This window comes from Phenylobacterium sp. 58.2.17 (genome assembly GCF_026411515.1).
Lineage (GTDB): Bacteria > Pseudomonadota > Alphaproteobacteria > Caulobacterales > Caulobacteraceae > Phenylobacterium.
The window spans coordinates 1-18,464 of record NZ_JAPMTQ010000013.1 but is presented as its reverse complement, the minus strand read 5'-3'; the positions used below and the strand labels follow the sequence as shown (position 1 = coordinate 18,464).

Genomic DNA, 18,464 nt, shown 5'->3' with positions numbered 1-18,464 from the left:
AACCAGTCGGGGGGCGACCATGGACCAGAACGAACAGACCATCCGCGACTTCATCGCCGCCTGGTCGCGGCTCGACCCCGACGAGCTGACCTGCTTCTTCACCGACGACGGCACCTACTACAACATGCCCACCCGGCCGGTCACAGGTCGCGAGAACCTGCGCGCCTTCATCGCCGGGTTCGTGCGCGGCTGGACGTCGACCCAGTGGGACGTGCTCAACCTGATCTCGCGCGGCGACGTGGTGATCGCCGAACGACTGGACCGCACCATGGTCGGGGATACCGCCGTCGACCTGCCATGCTGCGGCGTATTCGAGATGCAGGACGGCAAGATCAAGGTCTGGCGCGACTACTTCGACCTCGCCACCTACACGCGCCCGCTGCAGCCGGCGTCGTGATCCGCCGCGGCGGTCAGGCCCGCTGGGCCAGCACCGCCGCGCGCTGCCGTGCGAGGTCGGCCCGCGCCTTGGCCATCAGCCCCTGGATCGCCGGATCCTCGCGCAGCGCCGCCAGGTTCGGCTGCTGGTCGAGCCAGAGGCTCTCGTCCCACAGGAAGATGCCGCGCCAGCCGTTCTGATAGGCGCTCTCCAGCGCCGCGACCGCCTCGGCCCGCATGCCCTTCTCGGCGAACACCTTGGCCCGGGCGACGAGCCAGTCGTTCGGCGGCCGTTGCCCTGGCGTCGGCGCGGTCACCTTCAGCACCTCGTCCAGCAGCCGCTTGGCCTGCGCCCGGTCGCCCGTGCGATTCAGCGCGTGCGCCGCCACGGTCGGCATGGCCAGGTCCAGCCCGGTCACCGCCGGCTCGGGCGAGAAGATGTCGGGCCGCAGCTTCTTCAGCGCCGCGACGCCCTCAGCGTACTTGCCGGTCATCACCGAGGTCTGGAACACCACCATCGGCCAGAACGGCTCGTCGTCCTTGGCCATCAGCGAGCGGCCCATGGCCAGCGCGCCTGGCCAGTCGCCGTCGTAGCAAAGGATGGTGACCTCGCCGAGTTCCTTGGCCGGCGACTCGCTGATCGCCCGGAGCACCGCATCGGCGTCGTCGCGCAGACCGAGGTTCATATAGACCCATGACGTCTGGAGCGAGATGAACGGGTCCTGGCCGTCGGCGATCGCCTTCAGCCATGGCTCGGCCTCGTCGAACCGGCCCTTCTCGGTCAGCACCATGGCCAGCTGGTATTTGGCCTGTTCGTAGTCGGGGTACAGTTCGGTGGCCGAATGGAACTGGCGCTCGGACTCGTCCAGCTGGCCGACGTTCATCAGCGCCTTGCCGTAGGTCATGATCGTCGAGCGGTTCAGCGGATCGAGGGTCAGGGCCTTGCGTCCGAACACCACCGCCTGCTCCGACTGGCCCAGGTCGTTCAGCCGCGAGGCCTTGGCGCTCAGCGCCTCAGGCTTGTTAGGCGCCAGCTTCAGGGTGCGGGCGATGGCCTCGTCGAACGCCTTCTCGTACTGGGGACCGCCGATCCGGATGCTCTGCACGCGGGCGATCATCGCCTTGGCCATCCAGACGTCCGGCGACTCCGGATCGAGCTGCACCGCCTTATCGATCGCCCCCTGCGCGACACGACCGGCCTCACCGATATCCATCGACAGGCCCTGTTGGGCCAGCACCATCGTCGCCTGGGCGTAGCCGGCGAAGGCCGCGGCGTTCCGCGGCTCCAGGTCCATCAGTTTCTCGAACCCCGTCCGCGCCTGCTTCAGCGACTCCGGATCCTGGCGGCGAAGCTGGGCCATCGAGGTGAGCTGCAGGGCGTAGGCGTCCGGGCTCCGCGGCTCACCGCCGGGCCGCGCGCCGCGCAGGGCCAGCTTGACCTTCATCGCCTCGGCCACCGCTTCGCCGATCTCGGTCTGCAGGGCCAGGGCGTCGATCATCTGGCGGTCATAGGTCTCCGACCACAGGTGGAAGCCGTCCTTGCAGGCGACCAGCTGGCAGGTGACGCGCAGGCGATCGCCCTCGCGCCGCACGCTGCCCTCGACCACGTGCGCCACGCCCAGCTTCTTGCCGACCTCGCGCAGATCCTGGTTCTTGCCCTTGAAGTAGAAGCTCGAGGTGCGGCCGGCGACCTTCAGCTCCGGCGACTGAGCCAGACTGTTGATCACCTCCTCGGTCAGGCCGTCGGCGAAATACTCGGCGTCCTGAGCCCGGCTGAAGGTCGTAAACGGCAGCACCGCCACCGACTTGTCGGGCGGTCCGCCCAGCATCTGCAGCGGCCCGCCGCGCATCACCCCGCTGACCATGGCCGCGGTCACCCCGAGCACCAGGCCCATGCCGCCCAGCAGCATGACGTCCAGCCGGGTCAGCCCCGTCCTCGGCGGGGCCTCGTCGCCTTCGGGCAGCGTCGTGCGGTGAATGCTTCCATCCGGCGCGCGTTCGAACGCCCAGGCGATGATTGCGGTGATGGGCAGGCCGAGCGCCAGCACCACCAGAGCCGCCTGGCTGGTCCACTTGGGAAAATCGAGGGTCTCGAAGATCGTCTTGGCGACCTGGAAAATCCCCCAGGCGGTCACCGTGTAGAGCGCAGCCACACGAATGACGTTTCGACGCTTCAACTCACTGAGGAACTGTCCGAACACTCGCACGCCCCCTTCGAGGAAGCGCCGAGCCTAACAGTCGGAAAACAAAGGCGGCAAGCCGGAGCTCGCCGCCATTTGGGATTACTTCTTCATTCGCATCAGGCCTTCCTGGGCCACCGAGGCGACTAGCGTCCCGTCCTGGCCGTAGATCGCGCCGCGCACGAAGCCGCGGCCGCCCGAGGCGCTGGGGCTGTCTTGGGTGTAGAGGTGCCAGTCGTTGAAGTTCGAGGCCTTGTGGAACCACATCGCGTGGTCGAGGCTGGCCGACTGCAGGCCCGGCGTCTGCCAGGCCACGCCGTGCGGGCGCATGGCGGTCGACAAGAGGTTCATGTCCGAGGCGTAGGCCAGGATCACCTGGTGCATGCGCGCATCGTCGCCGATCGGGGCCACGGCCCGCATCCAGGTGTCGCTCTTGGGCTCGCTCGGCTTGGGCTTGCGGCCAAAGCCATAGTTGTCGCGGCCGACCATCTCGATCGGGCGCGGCCGGTTCATCATCCGGCGCATCTCTTCGCTCATGCCGTCCAGCACGGCCTTCTTGTGGGCCTCGGCCTCGGCGGCCATGTCGTCAGCGCTGCGCACGGCCGGCATCGGCGCCTGGTGCTCGAAGCCGTCTTCGGCGACTTGGAACGAGGCGGCCAGGTTGAAGATCTGCTTGCCGTTCTGCACCGCGATCACCCGGCGGGTGGTGAAGGTGCCGCCGTCGCGCGAGCGGTCGACCTCGAACAGGATCGGGATCCGCGGGTCGCCCGGGCGGATGAAGTAGCAGTGCAGGGAGTGGCAGATCCGCTCCTCGACCGTCTCATAGGCGGCCAGCAGCGACTGGGCGATCACCTGGCCGCCGAAGATCCGGCCCGGTCCGTCCTCGGGCGAAACGCCGCGGAAGGTGTTCACCTCGATGCGTTCGAGGGCCAGGGTCTCGGTGAGGATTTCGGGCGTTTCCATCGGATCTCTAAAAATGCTGCAACTGCGAAAGGCATCGGCTTAAGCCGATAGCGGCGTTCCGGCAAGTTGGGCGATCCCCTAAGCGCCATCCCGGTTGCGCGCGGACGCACCGGCCCTCCGCAATCAGGCTGGGACGCATGCGGCCCGCACGTCAGTGGAATTTCAACGCCCAATGGTCCAAAAGCCGCCCATGTCCTTCGACGCCACCGTTCTGACCATGTTTCCCGAGGCCTATCCCGGCCCGCTCGGCGTCTCGCTGATCGGCACGGCCTGGCGCGAGCACGGTCTGTGGACTCTGGAAACGGTGGACATTCGCCAATTTTCCAAGGATAAGCGCGGCTTCCTCGACGACACCCCTGCCGGTGGCGGTCCTGGACAGGTTATGCGGGCGGACGTCATCGCAGCCGCGCTGGACAGCGTGGATCGGCGGGGACGGCCGCTTTTGTACATGAGCGCTCGGGGTCGGCCCCTGACCCAGGCGCGTGTGAGTGAGTGGGCCAAGGGCCCGGGACTGATCGTCCTGGCCGGTCGGTTCGAAGGGGTGGACCAGCGGGTGCTCGACGCCCGGGGGTTCGAGGAGATCAGCGTCGGAGACGCGGTCCTCGCCGGCGGCGAGGCGGCGTCCCTGGTGGCGATCGAAGCGTGCGTAAGGCTCGTGCCCGGCGTCCTCGGCCAGGCCGAAAGCTTGAGTGAAGAGAGTTTCGAGGACGGGCTCCTGGAGCACCCGCAGTACACCAGACCGCGGGAATTCGAGGGGCTTGAGATACCGCCCGTACTACTCAGCGGTCACCACGCCGATATCGGCAAGTGGCGGCGGAGCCAGCGCGAAGCGGCCACGCGGGAACGACGTCCGGACCTCTGGGCGGCGCATCTCGCCAATCAACAGGCAAAGGGCGAGTAAAGCCCAGTAGGACAAGGACGACTGACATGAACATCATTCAGCAGCTCGAAAAAGAAGAGGCCGATCGCCTCATCGCCACCCGCTCGATCCCGGACTTCCAAGCCGGCGACACCCTGCGCGTGAACGTGAAGATCAAGGAAGGCGATCGTGAACGCGTGCAGGCCTACGAAGGCGTCTGCATCGGCCGTCAGGGCGGCGGCATCAACGAGAGCTTCACCGTCCGCAAGATCTCCTTCGGCGAAGGCGTGGAACGCGTGTTCCCGCTGCACTCCCCGAACATCGAATCCATCGAAGTGAAGCGTCGCGGCGTCGTCCGTCGCGCCAAGCTCTACTACCTGCGCGACCGTCGCGGTAAGTCGGCCCGGATCGCCGAGCGCCAGACCGCTCGCAACACCGAGACCACCGAAGCCTAAGGCTTTCGGACACTTCCGAATTGAGGCGGCGGCTGGAGCGATCCAGCCGCCGCTTTTCGTTTGGCCCCTCCCCGTCAGAAGAACGAGTATCTGCTCTCTGTCCCTGAAAGCGGGGAGAGGGAAATTCAACGCCGCTCCCCTTGCGTCCGGCTCCGCGCCCACTAACTCCAATCATAAGAGTTACTGAGGAGCCTGACCGATGCGCGCCAAGTCCTTCGCCGGCATGACCTGTTCCGTCGCCGGCGCGCTCGAGGCGATCGGCGACCGCTGGGCGGTGCTGCTGCTGCGCGACCTGGCGCTGGGCCTGTCGAAGTACGACGAGCTGCAGGCCTCGACCGGCATGCCCAACACCACCCTCTCGACCCGTCTCAAGCACCTAGAGAGCACCGGCCTGGTCGAGCGCCGCCCCTACCAGGACAATCCCCCCCGTCACGACTACCGGCTGACCGACAAGGGCGCCGACCTCTGGAAGGTGGTCACCGCCCTGCGCGAATGGGGCGACCGCTGGGACGCCAACGGCCTGGGCGCGGCGACCATCGAACTGGTCGACAGCGCGAGCGGCCACCCGCTGGTGCTGGCGCTGGTCGACGCCGAGACGGGCCAGCCGGTGCCGCGCGAGCGGGCCCGCCTGCGCCCCGGCCCGGCCGCCGCGCCTGGCCTCAAGAAACTGCTTGGAGGAAACCCATGACCGACGCCCTGACCCGCACCCGCTTCTTCTTCGATTTCCGCAGCCCCTACAGCTACCTGGCCAGCACCCAGCTGGACGACCTGCCCGGCGAGTTCGACTGGCGGCCGTTCGACGTGCTGGAGACGATGAAGCGGGTCGGCAACGTGCCGACCACCGTCATCTGCAAGCCCAAGCAGGCCTATGCCCGCCAGGACCTCGGCCGCTGGGCCGCGCTCTACGGCGCCCAGCTCAGTCCCAATCCCGGCATGAGCGGCGTCGACGGGCCGCGGCTGCTGCACGCCGCCCTGGCCGCCCGCAAGCTCGGCCATGGCGAGGAGGCCGCCCGCCGGCTGTTCCGCGCCATGTGGGCCGGCGACGCGCCCCTCGCAGTTTCGGACGACGTCGCCGCCCTGCTCGCCGACCTCGGCGTCACCGCGGACCTGATCGACGCCCCCGAACGCGCCGCCGAGCTGGAGGCCAACACCGCCGCGGCGGTCGAGGCCGGGGTCTTCGGCGCGCCCAGTTTCGTCACCGAAGGCGGCCTGCTGTTCTTCGGCAACGACCGCCTCGACTTCCTGCGCCGCGCGCTCGCGGCCTAGTCCTCTCTCCCCCAGAAGGAACGCCCAGATGAAACCGCTCGCCATCATCACCGGGGTCGGCCCCGGGACCGGAGCCTCGATCGTCCGCAGGTTCGCCGCCGACGGCTACCGCGTGGCCATGCTGGCCCGCGATTTCGACCGCCTCGCCGCCCTGGCCCAGGAGATCCCGGACGCCGTCGCCGTGCCCGTCGACGTTTCGGACGCCGGCGCTCTGACCGCCGCGGTCGATGACCTGATGGTCCGCTTCGGCACGCCGAAGGTCGTAGTCCACAACGCCGTCGGCGGCGCATTCGGCAACTTCCTCGACATCGACCCGTCCGTGCTCGAGCAGAACTTCCAAACCAACGTCATGGCGCTCTACCACCTGGCCCGCCAGGTGACGCCGAAGATGATCGAGGCCGGCGGCGGCGCGCTGATCGTCACCGGCAACACCTCGGCCCTGCGCGGCAAGGCCCACTTCGCCGGCTTCGCCCCGACCAAGGCCGCCCAGCGCATCCTGGCCGAGGCCATCGCCCGCGAGGTCGGGCCCAAGGGCGTGCATGTCGCCTATCTGGTGATTGACGCGGTCATCGATGTGCCTTGGACCCGCGAGCGCTGGAAGGACGCGCCCGACGACTTCTTCATCGCCCCCGACGACATCGCCGGCGAGGTCTTCCACCTGGCTCACCAGCCGAAAAGCGCCTGGTCGTTCCTCGCCGAGGTGCGGCCATACCGCGAGACTTGGTAGCACCCAGCTTGTCGGGGTCGGGGCCGCTCGCTAAGCAGGGCGGCCATGCCGCTCGCGCTGATCATCTCCAGCCACGTCGCCGCCAGCCACGTCGGCGGAACGGCCCAGGCCAGCGCCCTCTCAATCCTGCGCATCGACACCATGGTCGCCCCGACGGTGCTCTACGGCCGGCATCCCGGCTGGGGCCCGCCCGGCGGCGCCAAGGTCGAGCCGGCCGTGCTTGAGGGCGTGCTGGCCGGGATCGAGGCCAACAAGCTCTTTGGCCAGACCGACCTGGTGCTGACCGGCTACTTCGCCTTTACCGAGCAGGTGCTGGCCGCCGCCGCCGCCATCGACGCGGTCCGCGGCGCCAAGCGCAGCGGCTATGGCGGCGAGGCTCCGCGCGCGCCGGCGGTCATCGTCGACCCGACCATCGGCGACTCCGGCAAGGGGCTCTACGTCCCCGACGTCGTCGCCCAGGCGATCGCCGAACACCTGGTCCCGCGCGCCGACATCCTGGCCCCCAACGCCTGGGAGCTGGCCCACCTGACCGGCCTGGAGACCCGCACCCCGCAGGACGTGCTGGTCGCCGCCCGGCGGCTCGGCAAGCCGGCCCTGGTCTCCTCGATCGGCGGGGCCAAGGAGATCGGGGTGATCTATGTCGATCCGCACGAAGCCTGGATGGCCGCCCACCCGCGCCTGCCCTCGGCCCCCAAGGGCACCGGCGATCTCCTGAGCGCCCTGTTCGGCGCGGCGATCCTCGACGGCTTGAGCGGCTCCTACGCGCTCGCCCGCGCAGTCGGCGGGGTGGCCGAGACCGTCGCCGCCGCCCATGCGGCCGGAGCCGCCGAACTTCCCATCGTCGCCATGGCCCAGCGGCTGAAGGCGACCTCCCCCAGCGTGCGATTGGAGCGATTGGCATGACCCCCGAGATCCACGGCCTCTGCCCCGAACGTTTCGCCGGCGTCCGCGCCGCCTTCGAGGACAACTTCGTGACCGGCCAGGAGCTGGGCGCCCGCTTTTCCCTGGTGCAGCGCGGCGAGCTGGTGGTCGACCTCTGGGCCGGCTTCGCCGACCGCCAGCGGACCAGGGCCTTCGACGAGACGACCCTGACCCCGGTGTTCTCGACCACCAAGGCGATCGCCGCCCTGCTGATCGCCCGGCTGGTCGACGCCGGAAAGCTCGACTACGCCCAGCCCGTCGCCGACGTCTGGCCGGAGTTCGCCCAGGCCGGAAAGGGCGCCATCACCGTCGAACAGGTGATGAGCCACCAGGAGGGCCTCTCCGGCTTCCCCGAGGAGATGGAGCCCTCGCTCTGGTTCGACTGGGACGCGATCTGCGCCAAGCTCGCCGCCATGGCCCCGCTGTGGCCGCCCGGAACCGCCAGCGGCTACCACCCGATCACCTTCGGCTACCTGGCCGGCGAGATCTTCCGCCGGGTCGACGGGCGCACCATGGGGACCGCCCTGCGCGAGGACCTGGCCGGACCGTTCGGCCTCGACCTCTGGATCGGCCTGCCCGACGCCGAGCACCACCGCGCCGCCGACCTGCAGCGCCCGAGCGGCCTGCCGACCTTCGGCGAGATCAACGCCGCCACCAAGGCCGCCTTCCTGACCCCCTGGTCTTCGCCAGCCGGCCGCGGCCAGGCCGAGTGGCGGCGGATCGAGATCCCCTCCGCCAACGGCCACGCCACCGCCCCGGCCCTGGCCCGGCTGATCGGGGCTCTGGCCAATGACGGCTGGCTGGACGGCGAGACCATCCTGTCGCCGGCCCTGATCGCCGAAGCCTCGCGCGAGCGGATTCACGGCCAGGACCTGGTGCTGCCGTTCGTGATGAGCTGGGGCGCCGGCTTCATGCGCAATTCGGCGGTCAAGGTCTGGGGTCCTGGCGAGCAGACCTTCGGCCACTCCGGCTGGGGCGGCTCCTGCGCCTTCGCCGACCCGGAGACAGGCCTGGCCGGCGCCTATGTCATGAACAAGCAGTCCACCGACCTGATCGGCGACGCCCGCGCCAAGCGGCTGATCGAGGCCGCCTACGCCGCGCTCTGATCACTTCGTCATTGCCGGGCGCGTCCCGGCCATGACGCGCATGGGCTAGGCCGCCGCCAGCATCCGGCTGCGCCGCCAGGCCCCGAAGGCGAACACCGCCGCCCCGCCCCAGATGAAGGCGAACGAGACGCCGCGCAGCGGGGTGAACGCCTCGCCCTGCATCACCCCCATCACGAAGGTCATGCTGGGGGCGATGAACTGCAGAAAGCCCATGGCCGAGAACGGGATCCGCCGCGCGGCCCAAGAGAACATCATCAGCGGCAGCGCGGTCATCGGCCCGCAGGCCAAAAGCCAAGCCGCGGCGGACGGGCTGGCGGTGAAGTGACCCTGCCCCTGGCTCTGCAGCCAGCCGATCAGGAACACCCCGGGCAGGGCGAGGATCAGGCACTCGATCAGCAGGCCGGTCTGGGCCTCGGCCGCCACCCGCTTGCGGATGATCCCATAGGCGCAGAAGCTGGTCGCCAGGGTCAGCGAGATGATCGGCAAGTGGCCGAGCGCGAAGGTCTGGATCACCACCCCCACGCCGGCCAGGGCGATCGCGCCCTTGCCGATGCCGTCCATCCGTTCACGGAAGATCAACGCCCCGGCGGCCATCGCCATCAGCGGGTTGATGAAGTAGCCGAGGCTGGTCTCCAGCACCCGGCCGTTGTTCACCGCCCAGATGAACACCAGCCAGTTGATCGCGATCACCCCGGCCGACAGCGCCAGCCAGGCCATGGTCCGGCCGTTGCGCAGCACCGTCGCCAGCTGCCTGGTCTGGCCGGCCATCGCCACGAACAGGAAGGCGGTCGGCACGGCCCACAGCGTCCGGTGAGCGAGGATCTCCCAGGCGCCGATCCCCAACCGGCCCATGATCTGGAAGGCCAACGGCACCAGCCCCCAGATCAGGTAGCAGCCGGCCCCGACCGCGAGGGCCGAGCCGTTGATGCGGGCGGAGTCGTCCTGGGCCATAGCTGGCCTTTCACCGGTCGGGATGGGCTTGGAACCGGGCGAAGACCGCGCCGGTCCCCCTACCTAGGCCGCGCTGTCCGCCGGGCAAGCGGAATTCGCGCGGATTTCGGACGCCGCGCTCTCAGAGCCCCAGCACATCCGCCAACGCTGCGACCACCCGGTCGACGTCGTCGTCGGCCATGCCCGGATAGAGCGGCAGCGACAGGCAGCGCTCGTACCAGGCGCTCGCCCCGGGCAGCTCCAGCTCGCCATAGCGTTCGCGGTAATAGGGCTGGGTGTGGACCGGGATGTAGTGGACCTGGGTCCCGACGCCGCGGGCGCGCAGGGCCTCGACCACCTCGCGGCGGGTGCGGCCGGCGGCCTCGAAGTCGATCAGCGCGACCATCAGGTGCAGCACCGGGTCGCTCCAGTCGGGCCGGCTCGCCTGCACGACCCGCGGGGCCAGCGGCTTCAGCGCCTCCTCGTATCGCGCCGCCAGCGCCCGGCGGCGCGCGGCGAATGCGTCCAGCTTGGCCAGCTGCGAGATCCCAAGCGCGCAGAGGATGTCGGGCAGCCGGTAGTTGAAGCCGATCTCCGGCATCTCATACCACCACGGATCGCCGTCCTGCGGCCGGATCATGCCGTGGCTGCGCAGCCGGCGCAGGCGCTCGGCCAGGCGCGCGTCGTTGGTCGTGACCATGCCGCCCTCGCCGGTGGCGATGGTCTTCACCGGATGGAACGAAAAGGTCGCCATCGCCGAGTGGGCGCAGTCGCCGACCCGCTGCACGGTGTTGCCGAATTTCAGGCTCGAGCCCAGGGCATGCGGCGCGTCCTCGACCAGCACCGCGTTCGCGCTCTTGGCCATCGCCTCAAGCGCCGGCAGTTCGGCGGTGTCGCCGCGCAGGTGCACCGGCAGCACCGCCCGCAACCTGCGCCCGTCCAGCCGCGTCATCGCCTCGGCCAGGGCGCCCGGGGTCATCAGTCCGGTCTGCGGATCGACGTCGGCGAACACCACCTCGGCGCCGACGAAGCGCGCGCAGTTGGCGGTGGCCAGGAAGGTGATCGACGGGGCGATCACCGCCTCGCCCGGCTGCACCTCCAGCGCCAGCATGGCCAGATGCAGCGCCGCCGTGCCGTTCGAACAGGCCACCGCGTGCTGAGCGCCGACCTGATCGGCGAAGGCGTCTTCGAACGCCTCGACCGTCGGCCCGGTGGTCAGGAAGTCGCCGCGCAGCGCCTGGGCCACCGCGGCGATGTCGTCCTCGTCGATGGTCTGGCGGCCGTAGGGCAGCATGGCGCTCAGTCCGTCGCCCGGCGGTGGCGATGCTCGGGCGCGCCGTCGGCCAGCAGCGCCAACAGCCCCTCGCCGCTCAGCCACTCGTCATTGGTGTCGCTGGCGTAGGAGAAGGTCTCGGCCACCATCGGATGGGTCTTGGCGTAGGACTCGCGGCCGAACTCCACAAAGGCCGGTTCGATGGCGTAGCGGTCGCCGAGGTCGACCGTGGTGCGCGCGTCGTCGGCCGAGATCATCATCTCGTGCAGCTTCTCGCCCGGGCGGATGCCGATCACCCGGACGCCGACGCCGGGCGACATGGCCTGCGCCAGATCGGTCATCTTCATCGACGGGATCTTGGGCACGAAGATCTCGCCGCCGCGCATGATCTCCAGCGAGGACAGCACGAAGTCGACGCCCTGGTTCAGGGTGATCCAGAACCGGGTCATGCGCGCGTCGGTGATCGGCAGCTCCTTGTCGCCCCGCGCCAGCAGCCGCTGGAACAGCGGCGCGACCGACCCGCGCGAGCCGACCACGTTGCCGTAGCGCACCACCGAGAACCGGGTGCCGATGTCGCCCGACAGGTTGTTGGCCGCCACGAAGGTCTTGTCGGAAGCCAGCTTGGTCGCGCCGTAGAGATTGACCGGATTGCAGGCCTTGTCGGTCGAGAGCGCCACCACCTGCTTGATGCGGTTGGAGAGGCAGGCCCAGACCACGTTCTCGGCGCCCATGATGTTGGTGTGGATGCACTCGGACGGATTGTACTCGGCCGCCGGCACCTGCTTCAGCGCCGCGGCGTGGATGACGATGTCGACCCCGCGCATGGCCAGGGTCAGCCGCTGACGGTCGCGCACGTCGCCCAGGAAGAAGCGCATGCAGGTCAGGGTCTCGGGATCGAACTTCTCGGCCAGGTCGATCTGCATCTCGTGCTGCTTGAGCTCGTCGCGCGAGAACACGATCAGCTTGCGCGGCTTGGCGCGCATCAGCACGGTTTCAATAAAGCGGCGCCCGAAGGAGCCCGTCCCCCCGGTGACGAAGATCACCTTGCCGTCGAGGTCGAGGTTGGTGGCTGCGAACCGGCCCAAAAGCGGCGCTCCAATACAAGAACTGCGAATCGTCGCCGCACTGTCCGGCCAAGCTCGTAAAGAGAGCTCTAACCATGATGTGGCGTGGTGTCGCCATGGACCGTCGCCGTCTCCTCGCCCTCGTGCTCGCCGCGCCGCTGCTGACAGCCGCCGCGCCGAAGAAGGACGAGCAGAAGAAAGACGAGAAGAAGACCGGCGTCGGCACCTATGTCGAGATCCACACCCTGGCCGCCAGCGTCATGCGCCCGAGCGGCCGGCGCGGGGTGCTGACCGTGCAGACGATCCTCGACGTGCCGGACGCCAAGCTGCGCGCCAAGGCCGAACAGGTCGTCCCCCGCATCCGCGCCGCCTTCGTCCAGACCCTGCAGACTTATGCCTCCGGCATGACCCCCGCGACCCCGCCCAACCCAGACGTCCTCGGCCAGGCCCTGCAACGCGACGCCGACCGCATCCTGGGCCAGAAGGGCGCACGGGTGCTGCTGGGAACCATGCTGATCAACTAGAGGACGCTGTGCGCCATCGCGCCGCCGAACTGGGCTCTTAGCTCACGTCGGCGACCTCCGCCGGGACGGCGAACGGTCTCACCCGACCCGAGCCATGATCGGCGCGCGACTAGGACTTCGTCATGGCCTGGAACACACCGGCCAGCTTCTTGACCGCGACCTCGATCTCGTCGGGCGTGTAGGCGGCGAAACCCATCAGGAAACCCGGCTGCCCGGACTCACCGACGTGGAGCCCCGATAGTCCGAGCAACTCGATCCCGGCTCGCCGCGCCGCTTGGACGACCGCGCCCTCGGACAGGCCGCAGGTCAGCAGGCAGGGCATCTGCAGCCCCCCCGCGGGAGGCTGCGCCTCGACGAAATCCGACAGGTGCGTTTCGACGCGGTCGACCAGGACGCCCAGCCGTTCGGCGTAGACGCCGCGCATGGATCGGACGTGCGCGCCGAAGTGCCCGCCTTCCATGAACCTCGCGAGCGTCAGTTGCGCGATCGGGGCGGAATGCCCGTCAAGCAGGGTCCGCGCCACCGTCATCGGCTCCACGAGCTGGGGCGGGAGCACGACGTAGGCGATCCGCAGTCCGGGGAAGAGGGACTTGGTGAAGGTGCCGACATAGAGGGTCCGGTCGTGCGGATCGAGGCCTTGCGCGCAGGCTGTCGGCTTGCCGGCGTAGTGAAATTCGCTGTCGTAGTCGTCCTCGATAAGCCAGGCCTGCCGCCGGGCCGCCCACTCGATAAGCACCAGACGGCGATCGAGCGACAGCGTCGCCCCGGTCGGGAACTGATGGGATGGCGTGAGAAAAACGGCCTTGGCGCCGCGCGGATCGTCCAGGATCTGTTCGACCAGCAGGCCCTGACGGTCGAGGCCGACGGGCGCGCACTCCAGGCCCGCCGCGTCGAACGCTTGGCGCGCGCCGTAGTAGACCGGGTCCTCGATGAAAATGCGATCGCCCGGGTCCAGCAGCATGTTCGCGCAGAGCGTCAGCGCCTGCTGTGAGCTGGTAAGGACCAGAACCCGGTCAGCCGTGGCGCGCGCGCCGCGCTCAAGGTTCACATAGTCGGCGATAACGCGCCGCAGCGGCTCGACACCTTGCGGATCGGCGTGGAGGAGAGCCTGCGTGCCGCTCTCCTTCAGCACCTGCCGTTCCAGCCGCTCCCAAAGATGGAGTGGGAACGTGCGCGTCTCGGGCGCTCCGTGAGCGAATGGTCGTAGTGAAAGCCGCTCGCGGACCCCGCCGCTGCGGAACACGGCGTTTCCGCGCTTGCTGAGATTAGGCGGCCCCGATGGCGCGGCCTGCGGGGTGGACCGCCGCCCGGCCGTGAGCTCGGTGACCTGCGCCACGAAGCTACCGCTGCCGACGCGGCGGTCGATGAACCCTTCGGCGTGAAGCTGCCCATAGGCCGCCTCGACCGTGTCGCGCGACACCCCGAGCGATTTGGCGAGCGCGCGTGAGGCCGGCAACGGTTTGCCCGCGCCCAGCGCATGATCGAGGATCAATTGGCGGATCGCCCGTTGAATTCGCGCGTGAAGCGGCATGGCCGCGTGGGCGGGGTGGACGAGCCAGGCCTTCACGGACTCAAGCTGCGAATGTCTGAACAATTGGTCTGGGTAACTCGGTCAAAATGGCGGGGCCAATCAGGCCATTGCGCGGATAGATGTCAACCCGCCGCGTCGGCCCGCGCCTAGACTCAGGAGCTTCCATGTCCCCCAGCCCATCGCCCGTCCGTCTGCGCGACCTGACGCATCCGGTCGTGGCCGGGCTGATCTCCGTCATCGTCAACTACGGCGGCACGTTCATTCTGGTCTTCCAGGCCGCCAAGGCGGCTGGTCTCAGCCCGGAGCTGACCGCCTCCTGGGTCTGGTCCGTTTCGATCGGCGTCGGACTGTCCGGCCTCTTCCTGAGCTGGCGGTATCGGGAGCCGATCATCACCGCCTGGTCGACGCCGGCGGCGGCGTTCCTCGTTACGGCGTTGGCCACGACGCCCTATGGCGAGGCGGTCGGCGCCTACATGGTCTCGGCGGCGGCTTTCGTCGTCCTCGGACTGTCAGGTTATTTCGACAAGGTGATCCGCCTGATCCCGCCGGGGATCGCCTCCGGGCTGCTCGCGGGCATCCTGCTGCAGTTCGGGATCGGCGCGTTTGGCGGCGCCGGCGTCGACCCGCTGCTGGTGGGCCTGCTGATCGTCGCCTATCTGGTGATGAAGCGCTTCCACGCCCGCTATGCGGTGGTCGGCATCCTGGTTCTCGGACTGGCTTTCCTGCTCGCGCAGGGCCGGGTCGATCTGGCGGGACTGAAGCTGGAGTTCGCAGCCCCGGTCTTCACCAGGCCGGAATTCTCGCTCAACGCGCTGCTCTCGGTCGCGCTGCCGCTGTTTCTCATCACCCTGACCGGCCAGTACATGCCCGGGATGCTGGTGCTGCGGAACGACGGCTTCAAGACCAGCGCCGATCCGATCGTCACCGCGACGGGGCTTGGGTCGCTGATCATGGCGCCGTTCGGCTCGCACGCCTTCAACATCGCAGCGATCACGGCCGCGATCGCCACCGGCAAGGAAGCGCACGAAGATCCGACCAAGCGCTGGGTCGCCGGCATCGCCGCGGGCTGTTTCTACGTGCTGGTCGGGGTGTTCGGCGTGACGCTCGCCGCCGTCTTCATGGCGTTCCCGGCGACCTTCATCACAACGCTCGCCGGCCTCGCCCTGCTCGGCACGATCGGCGGCGCTCTCGCCAGCGCGATGGCCGATCCGGCGTCGCGCGAGGCGGCGCTGATCACCTTCCTGGCCTCGGCCGCGAACATCAAGCTGCTCGGCGTGGGCGGCGCGTTCTGGGGGCTGGTGATCGGCCTTGTCGCCTATCTCGTCCTGAACGGCGTCCTGCCGCGCCGCGCCCGCACACGCCTTTCCGCCTAAGTGGTGCGTCGCGGCTGCTTAAGCCGCAACTCGGCCGTCGCCGGGCTAGCCCGGCCTCTCACATCGCCGATATCCCGCCGTCGAGCTTGATCTCCGCCCCGGTCATGAACTTGCTCTCGTCGCTGGCCAGGTAGACGGCGGCGTTGGCGACGTCCTCCGGCTCGCCGATGTGGCCGAGCGGGATCTGGCGGGCCAGCTTGCCCTCGGCGACCTCCTTGCCGAGCTGGTCGCGCAGCCGGTCCAGGATCGGCGTATCGATGAAGGTCGGGTGGATCGAGTTGGAGCGGATATCCAGGCCCTGCTTGGCGCAATGCAGGGCGATGCCCTTGCTCAGCAGCCAGACCCCGGCCTTGGAGGCGTTGTAGGCGGGCGAGTTGTGGGCCGCGATCAGGCCGGCGATCGACGAGATGTTGATGATCGAGCCGGGTTGGTTCTGGCGCATGTACTTCAGCGCATGCTTGGTCCCCAGGAATACCGAGTCGACATTGACCTCCATCACCAGCTTCCAGTCCTCGAAGGAAAGCTGCTCGATGTTCCCGCCGCGGCTGATCCCGGCGTTGTTGACCAGCACCGAGATGCCGCCCATCGCCGCGTCGGCTTCCTCCAGGGCGAAGATCCACTGGTCTTCCTTGGTCACGTCCAGCGGAAAGGCGAAGGCGGTCCCCTCGCCGTGCTCGGCGTTGATGGCCGCGGCGACCGACTGCGCGCCCGCATAGTTGATGTCGGCGATCGAGACCTTGGCGCCCTCGGCCGCCAGCTTGCGCGCCATGGCCGCGCCCAGTCCCTGGGCTCCACCGGTGATGAAGGCCTTCTTGCCCTCGACCCGTCCCGACATCGTCTGCTCCCTGGTTGGCTAGTCCTTCGCGCCGGCCGCCTTCGCCGCTTCGTCCATGAAGCTCGCCATGGCGAGGTCGAGCTCGGTGACCCCGTCGGCGTCATGGGTGGTCAGCAGCACCTCGACCCGGTTGTAGACGTTGAACCACTCCGGATGGTGGTCAAGCTGCTCTGCGCGGATCGCCGCCCGCGTCATGAACGCGAACGCGATGTTGAAATCGGCGAACCGGTAGGTGCGGGCGATCGCCTCGCGATCGCCCGGCGCCCGGCTCCAGCCCGGCAGTTTGGCCAGCGCCGCCTCGGCGCCGATCTTGGTTGGGCGGGTCACGCCAGCTCCTCTTCCTCGAACGTCAGACCGGTGGCGGCGGACAGCTCGGCCAAGGTCTGGTCGACAGCCACCACCTTGATCGCCCGCATGCCCAGGGCCGCGGCCGGTTTGCAGTTGATGCCCAGGTCGTCGAGGTAGACGCAAGCCTCCGGCGTCACGCCGAGCGCCTCGCACATCATCAGGTAGATCTTCGGGTCGGGCTTGCGCACCCCGGCCTTCGAGCTCTCGATGATGTGGTCGAACAGCGGCATGACCTGGCCCATGGCCCCGGCCGCGCGCTGCGGGGCGTCGGCGCCCGGGCTGTGGTGGGTGACCATGTTGTTGGTGATGCAGCCGACCTTGAAGCGCGCCTTGCAGGCCTTCAGCGCCGCGACCATGCGCGGCCGCAGGTGACCCGACAGCAGCGGCAGCACGTCGGCGCCGGGCACCGGATGGCCGAGCGCGGTCGATTCCTCCAGGAACAGCGCATCGAAGCCCTGGGTGTCGATCTCGTTGCGCTCGAACAGGGCCCAGGCGTTGCTGTCGGGATTGGTCGAGTTGATCTTGCGGATCAGGCCCTTGGGCAGCCCATTCTCGGCCTCGTACCGCGCGAACGCCTCGAACGGCGAGGAGGTGAACACCCCGCCGAAATCCCAGATCACTGCTTCGATCGCCATCGATTTAAACCCGTGTTTGAATTTTCCCGGAAGCTAGCGGGCCAGGCGGGCTTTTGAAAGGCTCGCCGTCGCCGCGGGGCGCAGCTATCAGATGGACATGCACGCCTTCTTCTCGTTCATCCCGCGGCCGCTGCGCGTGGCGATCTTCGGCGCCGCGGTAAGCGTGATCCTCTACCTAACCCTGGCCCCCACCAACGATGTTCCGGGCGCCAAGCTGGTCTGGGACAAGGCCGCCCACGCCATCGCCTTCGGCCTGCTGGTCGTCATCGGGCTCCTGATGTCGACCCATCGGCGCAAGACGGTGATCGTCTGCGTCTGGGGGCTGTCGGCCGGGATCGAGGTCGCGCAGGCGCTGATGCCGTTCGGCCGTCAGGGCGACTGGATCGACCTCTTCGCCGACACCGTCGGCATCGTGATCGGCGTCGGCCTGTGGGCGCTGGCCCGCCGCTTCAAGCCCCAATGACCATCCGCCACGCCCCCTACGAGGAGGCCGCGGACTTCACGATCGGCCTGCGTCCCATTCCCGAGGCCGCCTGGCTGGAAGGCGGCGAGGCCGATCCCGCCGCCCGCAAGGACCCGCTGGCGGCCGCCCACCGCGACATCGTCTGGGGTGAAGCCGAGGGCTCCCGCCCCGGCCAGGCCGAGGCCGCCGCACTGGTCGCCGCCGCGCTCGGCGCTCCCCTGGACGGCGCGGACCTGCCGCCGCTGCTGGCCGCCGCGCGCCGCGTGCCAGACGACCTGGTGCTGATGGAGAAGGCGCATGGCGAATGGCGGGTCAGCGCGCTGTCGCTCTGCGCCCCGACCTTCTTCACCGCCCACGAGGTGCTCGGCCGCGCGCTCGGCGATATTCACCGGCCCGTGCACGGCTTCGAGCGCCGCTTCCTGACCCGCGTCGTGCGCATCTTCGACGGCCTGCGGCCGGGGCTGGTGCTGGAACGCCGTAACTGGAGCGTCGTGAACTCCCCCGAGACCTTCACCCCGCAATCGGGCCCCATCCGCGCGCGGCTCGCCGATTTCGCCCCTGTCTCTTATAAACAAAACCGAGCCCACCACACTAGCCTCATTATGTGGGTTTGCGTGTTCTGGTTGTTAAAAAGGG

At 68.9% G+C, this 18,464-nt stretch carries 20 protein-coding genes and 1 pseudogene; 12 read left to right on the top strand and 9 right to left on the bottom strand.

From position 1 onward, the window contains the following. The first annotated feature begins 19 nt into the window (after window positions 1-19). The gene (locus tag OUA97_RS10940) at window positions 20-397 is read left to right on the top strand and encodes a limonene-1,2-epoxide hydrolase family protein (RefSeq protein ID WP_267231923.1); all 378 of its coding nucleotides are present in this window, start codon (window positions 20-22) and stop codon (window positions 395-397) included. A 13-nt stretch (window positions 398-410) separates the two neighbouring features. On the opposite strand, the gene OUA97_RS10935 is transcribed toward OUA97_RS10940, so the two are convergent. Continuing rightward, window positions 411-2,576 carry a tetratricopeptide repeat protein gene (locus tag OUA97_RS10935; RefSeq protein WP_267231922.1) on the bottom strand — a complete coding sequence of 722 codons (2,166 nt, stop codon included), beginning with the start codon at window positions 2,574-2,576 and terminating at the stop codon, window positions 411-413. 81 nt (window positions 2,577-2,657) lie between these two features. Then, window positions 2,658-3,518, bottom strand: a complete 861-nt coding sequence (locus OUA97_RS10930; protein WP_267231921.1) for an acyl-CoA thioesterase — start codon at window positions 3,516-3,518, stop codon at window positions 2,658-2,660. Window positions 3,519-3,708: 190 nt separating this feature from the next. On the opposite strand from OUA97_RS10930, the pseudogene trmD reads away from it, so the two are divergent. The 7 genes and pseudogenes from trmD to OUA97_RS10895 form a co-directional block, all read left to right on the top strand. Then, window positions 3,709-4,442 (top strand): annotated as a pseudogene (gene trmD / locus OUA97_RS10925) (tRNA (guanosine(37)-N1)-methyltransferase TrmD); the annotation flags it as partial. A gap of 3 nt (window positions 4,443-4,445) precedes the next feature. Next, a complete protein-coding gene (rplS, locus tag OUA97_RS10920; RefSeq protein ID WP_267231919.1) occupies window positions 4,446-4,832 on the top strand; it encodes a 50S ribosomal protein L19 in 387 nt (128 codons plus the stop codon). A gap of 199 nt (window positions 4,833-5,031) precedes the next feature. Continuing rightward, entirely contained in the window at window positions 5,032-5,520 is a 489-nt protein-coding gene (locus OUA97_RS10915) for a winged helix-turn-helix transcriptional regulator (protein ID WP_267231918.1), read from the top strand. Continuing rightward, window positions 5,517-6,098: a 2-hydroxychromene-2-carboxylate isomerase gene (locus tag OUA97_RS10910; protein WP_267231917.1), complete on the top strand. Its 582-nt coding sequence runs from the start codon at window positions 5,517-5,519 to the stop codon at window positions 6,096-6,098. The genes OUA97_RS10915 and OUA97_RS10910 overlap by 4 nt, the downstream gene beginning before the upstream one ends. Before the next feature lie 28 nt (window positions 6,099-6,126). Continuing rightward, window positions 6,127-6,825, top strand: coding sequence for an SDR family NAD(P)-dependent oxidoreductase (locus tag OUA97_RS10905; protein ID WP_267231916.1), 699 nt, complete (start codon window positions 6,127-6,129; stop codon window positions 6,823-6,825). A gap of 45 nt (window positions 6,826-6,870) precedes the next feature. Then, the gene (locus tag OUA97_RS10900; RefSeq protein WP_267231915.1) at window positions 6,871-7,728 is read left to right on the top strand and encodes a bifunctional hydroxymethylpyrimidine kinase/phosphomethylpyrimidine kinase; all 858 of its coding nucleotides are present in this window, start codon (window positions 6,871-6,873) and stop codon (window positions 7,726-7,728) included. Next, a complete protein-coding gene (locus tag OUA97_RS10895) occupies window positions 7,725-8,852 on the top strand; it encodes a serine hydrolase domain-containing protein (RefSeq protein ID WP_267231914.1) in 1,128 nt (375 codons plus the stop codon). Before OUA97_RS10900 ends, OUA97_RS10895 begins: the two co-directional genes overlap by 4 nt. 45 nt (window positions 8,853-8,897) lie before the next feature. Here the strand turns inward: OUA97_RS10895 and rarD are convergent, their stop codons facing one another. The 3 genes from rarD to pseB all read right to left on the bottom strand — a co-directional run bounded on the left by rarD (window position 8,898) and on the right by pseB (window position 12,140). Then, entirely contained in the window at window positions 8,898-9,803 is a 906-nt protein-coding gene (gene rarD / locus OUA97_RS10890) for an EamA family transporter RarD (protein WP_267231913.1), read from the bottom strand. A gap of 121 nt (window positions 9,804-9,924) precedes the next feature. Further along, entirely contained in the window at window positions 9,925-11,076 is a 1,152-nt protein-coding gene (gene pseC, locus OUA97_RS10885; RefSeq protein WP_267231912.1) for a UDP-4-amino-4,6-dideoxy-N-acetyl-beta-L-altrosamine transaminase, read from the bottom strand. Between the two features lie 5 nt (window positions 11,077-11,081). After that, window positions 11,082-12,140, bottom strand: coding sequence for a UDP-N-acetylglucosamine 4,6-dehydratase (inverting) (gene pseB, locus OUA97_RS10880; protein ID WP_267231911.1), 1,059 nt, complete (start codon window positions 12,138-12,140; stop codon window positions 11,082-11,084). A 74-nt stretch (window positions 12,141-12,214) separates the two neighbouring features. On the opposite strand from pseB, the gene OUA97_RS10875 reads away from it, so the two are divergent. After that, complete coding sequence (locus tag OUA97_RS10875; protein ID WP_267231910.1) at window positions 12,215-12,643, top strand: hypothetical protein; 429 nt, start codon at window positions 12,215-12,217, stop codon at window positions 12,641-12,643. Between the two features lie 109 nt (window positions 12,644-12,752). On the opposite strand, the gene OUA97_RS10870 is transcribed toward OUA97_RS10875, so the two are convergent. Further along, window positions 12,753-14,210 (bottom strand): PLP-dependent aminotransferase family protein, encoded by a 1,458-nt coding sequence (locus OUA97_RS10870; protein ID WP_267231909.1) that lies wholly within the window; start codon window positions 14,208-14,210, stop codon window positions 12,753-12,755. A gap of 128 nt (window positions 14,211-14,338) precedes the next feature. Here OUA97_RS10870 and OUA97_RS10865 point away from each other — a divergent pair, with 128 nt between their 5' ends. Beyond that, window positions 14,339-15,547: a benzoate/H(+) symporter BenE family transporter gene (locus OUA97_RS10865; RefSeq protein WP_267231908.1), complete on the top strand. Its 1,209-nt coding sequence runs from the start codon at window positions 14,339-14,341 to the stop codon at window positions 15,545-15,547. 58 nt (window positions 15,548-15,605) lie between these two features. On the opposite strand, the gene OUA97_RS10860 is transcribed toward OUA97_RS10865, so the two are convergent. Genes OUA97_RS10860 through OUA97_RS10850 form a run of 3 tightly spaced genes read right to left on the bottom strand, consistent with a single transcriptional unit; the run spans window position 15,606 to window position 17,365 of the window. Further along, entirely contained in the window at window positions 15,606-16,382 is a 777-nt protein-coding gene (locus tag OUA97_RS10860; protein WP_267231907.1) for an SDR family oxidoreductase, read from the bottom strand. Between the two features lie 18 nt (window positions 16,383-16,400). Then, entirely contained in the window at window positions 16,401-16,709 is a 309-nt protein-coding gene (locus tag OUA97_RS10855) for a 4a-hydroxytetrahydrobiopterin dehydratase (protein WP_267231906.1), read from the bottom strand. Continuing rightward, window positions 16,706-17,365, bottom strand: a complete 660-nt coding sequence (locus OUA97_RS10850; protein ID WP_267231905.1) for an HAD-IA family hydrolase — start codon at window positions 17,363-17,365, stop codon at window positions 16,706-16,708. The genes OUA97_RS10855 and OUA97_RS10850 overlap by 4 nt, the downstream gene beginning before the upstream one ends. Window positions 17,366-17,456: 91 nt before the next feature. Here OUA97_RS10850 and OUA97_RS10845 point away from each other — a divergent pair, with 91 nt between their 5' ends. Continuing rightward, window positions 17,457-17,828, top strand: a complete 372-nt coding sequence (locus OUA97_RS10845; RefSeq protein WP_267231904.1) for a VanZ family protein — start codon at window positions 17,457-17,459, stop codon at window positions 17,826-17,828. Then, window positions 17,825-18,464: heme-dependent oxidative N-demethylase subunit alpha family protein (locus tag OUA97_RS10840; RefSeq protein ID WP_267231903.1), on the top strand; the 640-nt coding region annotated here is incomplete at its 3' end. The genes OUA97_RS10845 and OUA97_RS10840, both read left to right, overlap by 4 nt.

What these genes read in the sequence shown, in the direction of transcription:
- OUA97_RS10940 (WP_267231923.1), top strand. Translation starts at nt 20, where the DNA reads ATGGACCAGAACGAACAGACCATCCGCGACTTCATCGCCGCCTGGTCG.
- OUA97_RS10930 (WP_267231921.1), bottom strand. Translation starts at nt 3,518, where the DNA reads ATGGAAACGCCCGAAATCCTCACCGAGACCCTGGCCCTCGAACGCATC.
- rplS (WP_267231919.1), top strand. Translation starts at nt 4,446, where the DNA reads ATGAACATCATTCAGCAGCTCGAAAAAGAAGAGGCCGATCGCCTCATC.
- OUA97_RS10915 (WP_267231918.1), top strand. Translation starts at nt 5,032, where the DNA reads ATGCGCGCCAAGTCCTTCGCCGGCATGACCTGTTCCGTCGCCGGCGCG.
- OUA97_RS10910 (WP_267231917.1), top strand. Translation starts at nt 5,517, where the DNA reads ATGACCGACGCCCTGACCCGCACCCGCTTCTTCTTCGATTTCCGCAGC.
- OUA97_RS10905 (WP_267231916.1), top strand. Translation starts at nt 6,127, where the DNA reads ATGAAACCGCTCGCCATCATCACCGGGGTCGGCCCCGGGACCGGAGCC.
- OUA97_RS10900 (WP_267231915.1), top strand. Translation starts at nt 6,871, where the DNA reads ATGCCGCTCGCGCTGATCATCTCCAGCCACGTCGCCGCCAGCCACGTC.
- OUA97_RS10895 (WP_267231914.1), top strand. Translation starts at nt 7,725, where the DNA reads ATGACCCCCGAGATCCACGGCCTCTGCCCCGAACGTTTCGCCGGCGTC.
- rarD (WP_267231913.1), bottom strand. Translation starts at nt 9,803, where the DNA reads ATGGCCCAGGACGACTCCGCCCGCATCAACGGCTCGGCCCTCGCGGTC.
- pseC (WP_267231912.1), bottom strand. Translation starts at nt 11,076, where the DNA reads ATGCTGCCCTACGGCCGCCAGACCATCGACGAGGACGACATCGCCGCG.
- OUA97_RS10875 (WP_267231910.1), top strand. Translation starts at nt 12,215, where the DNA reads ATGATGTGGCGTGGTGTCGCCATGGACCGTCGCCGTCTCCTCGCCCTC.
- OUA97_RS10865 (WP_267231908.1), top strand. Translation starts at nt 14,339, where the DNA reads ATGTCCCCCAGCCCATCGCCCGTCCGTCTGCGCGACCTGACGCATCCG.
- OUA97_RS10860 (WP_267231907.1), bottom strand. Translation starts at nt 16,382, where the DNA reads ATGTCGGGACGGGTCGAGGGCAAGAAGGCCTTCATCACCGGTGGAGCC.
- OUA97_RS10850 (WP_267231905.1), bottom strand. Translation starts at nt 17,365, where the DNA reads ATGGCGATCGAAGCAGTGATCTGGGATTTCGGCGGGGTGTTCACCTCC.
- OUA97_RS10845 (WP_267231904.1), top strand. Translation starts at nt 17,457, where the DNA reads ATGGACATGCACGCCTTCTTCTCGTTCATCCCGCGGCCGCTGCGCGTG.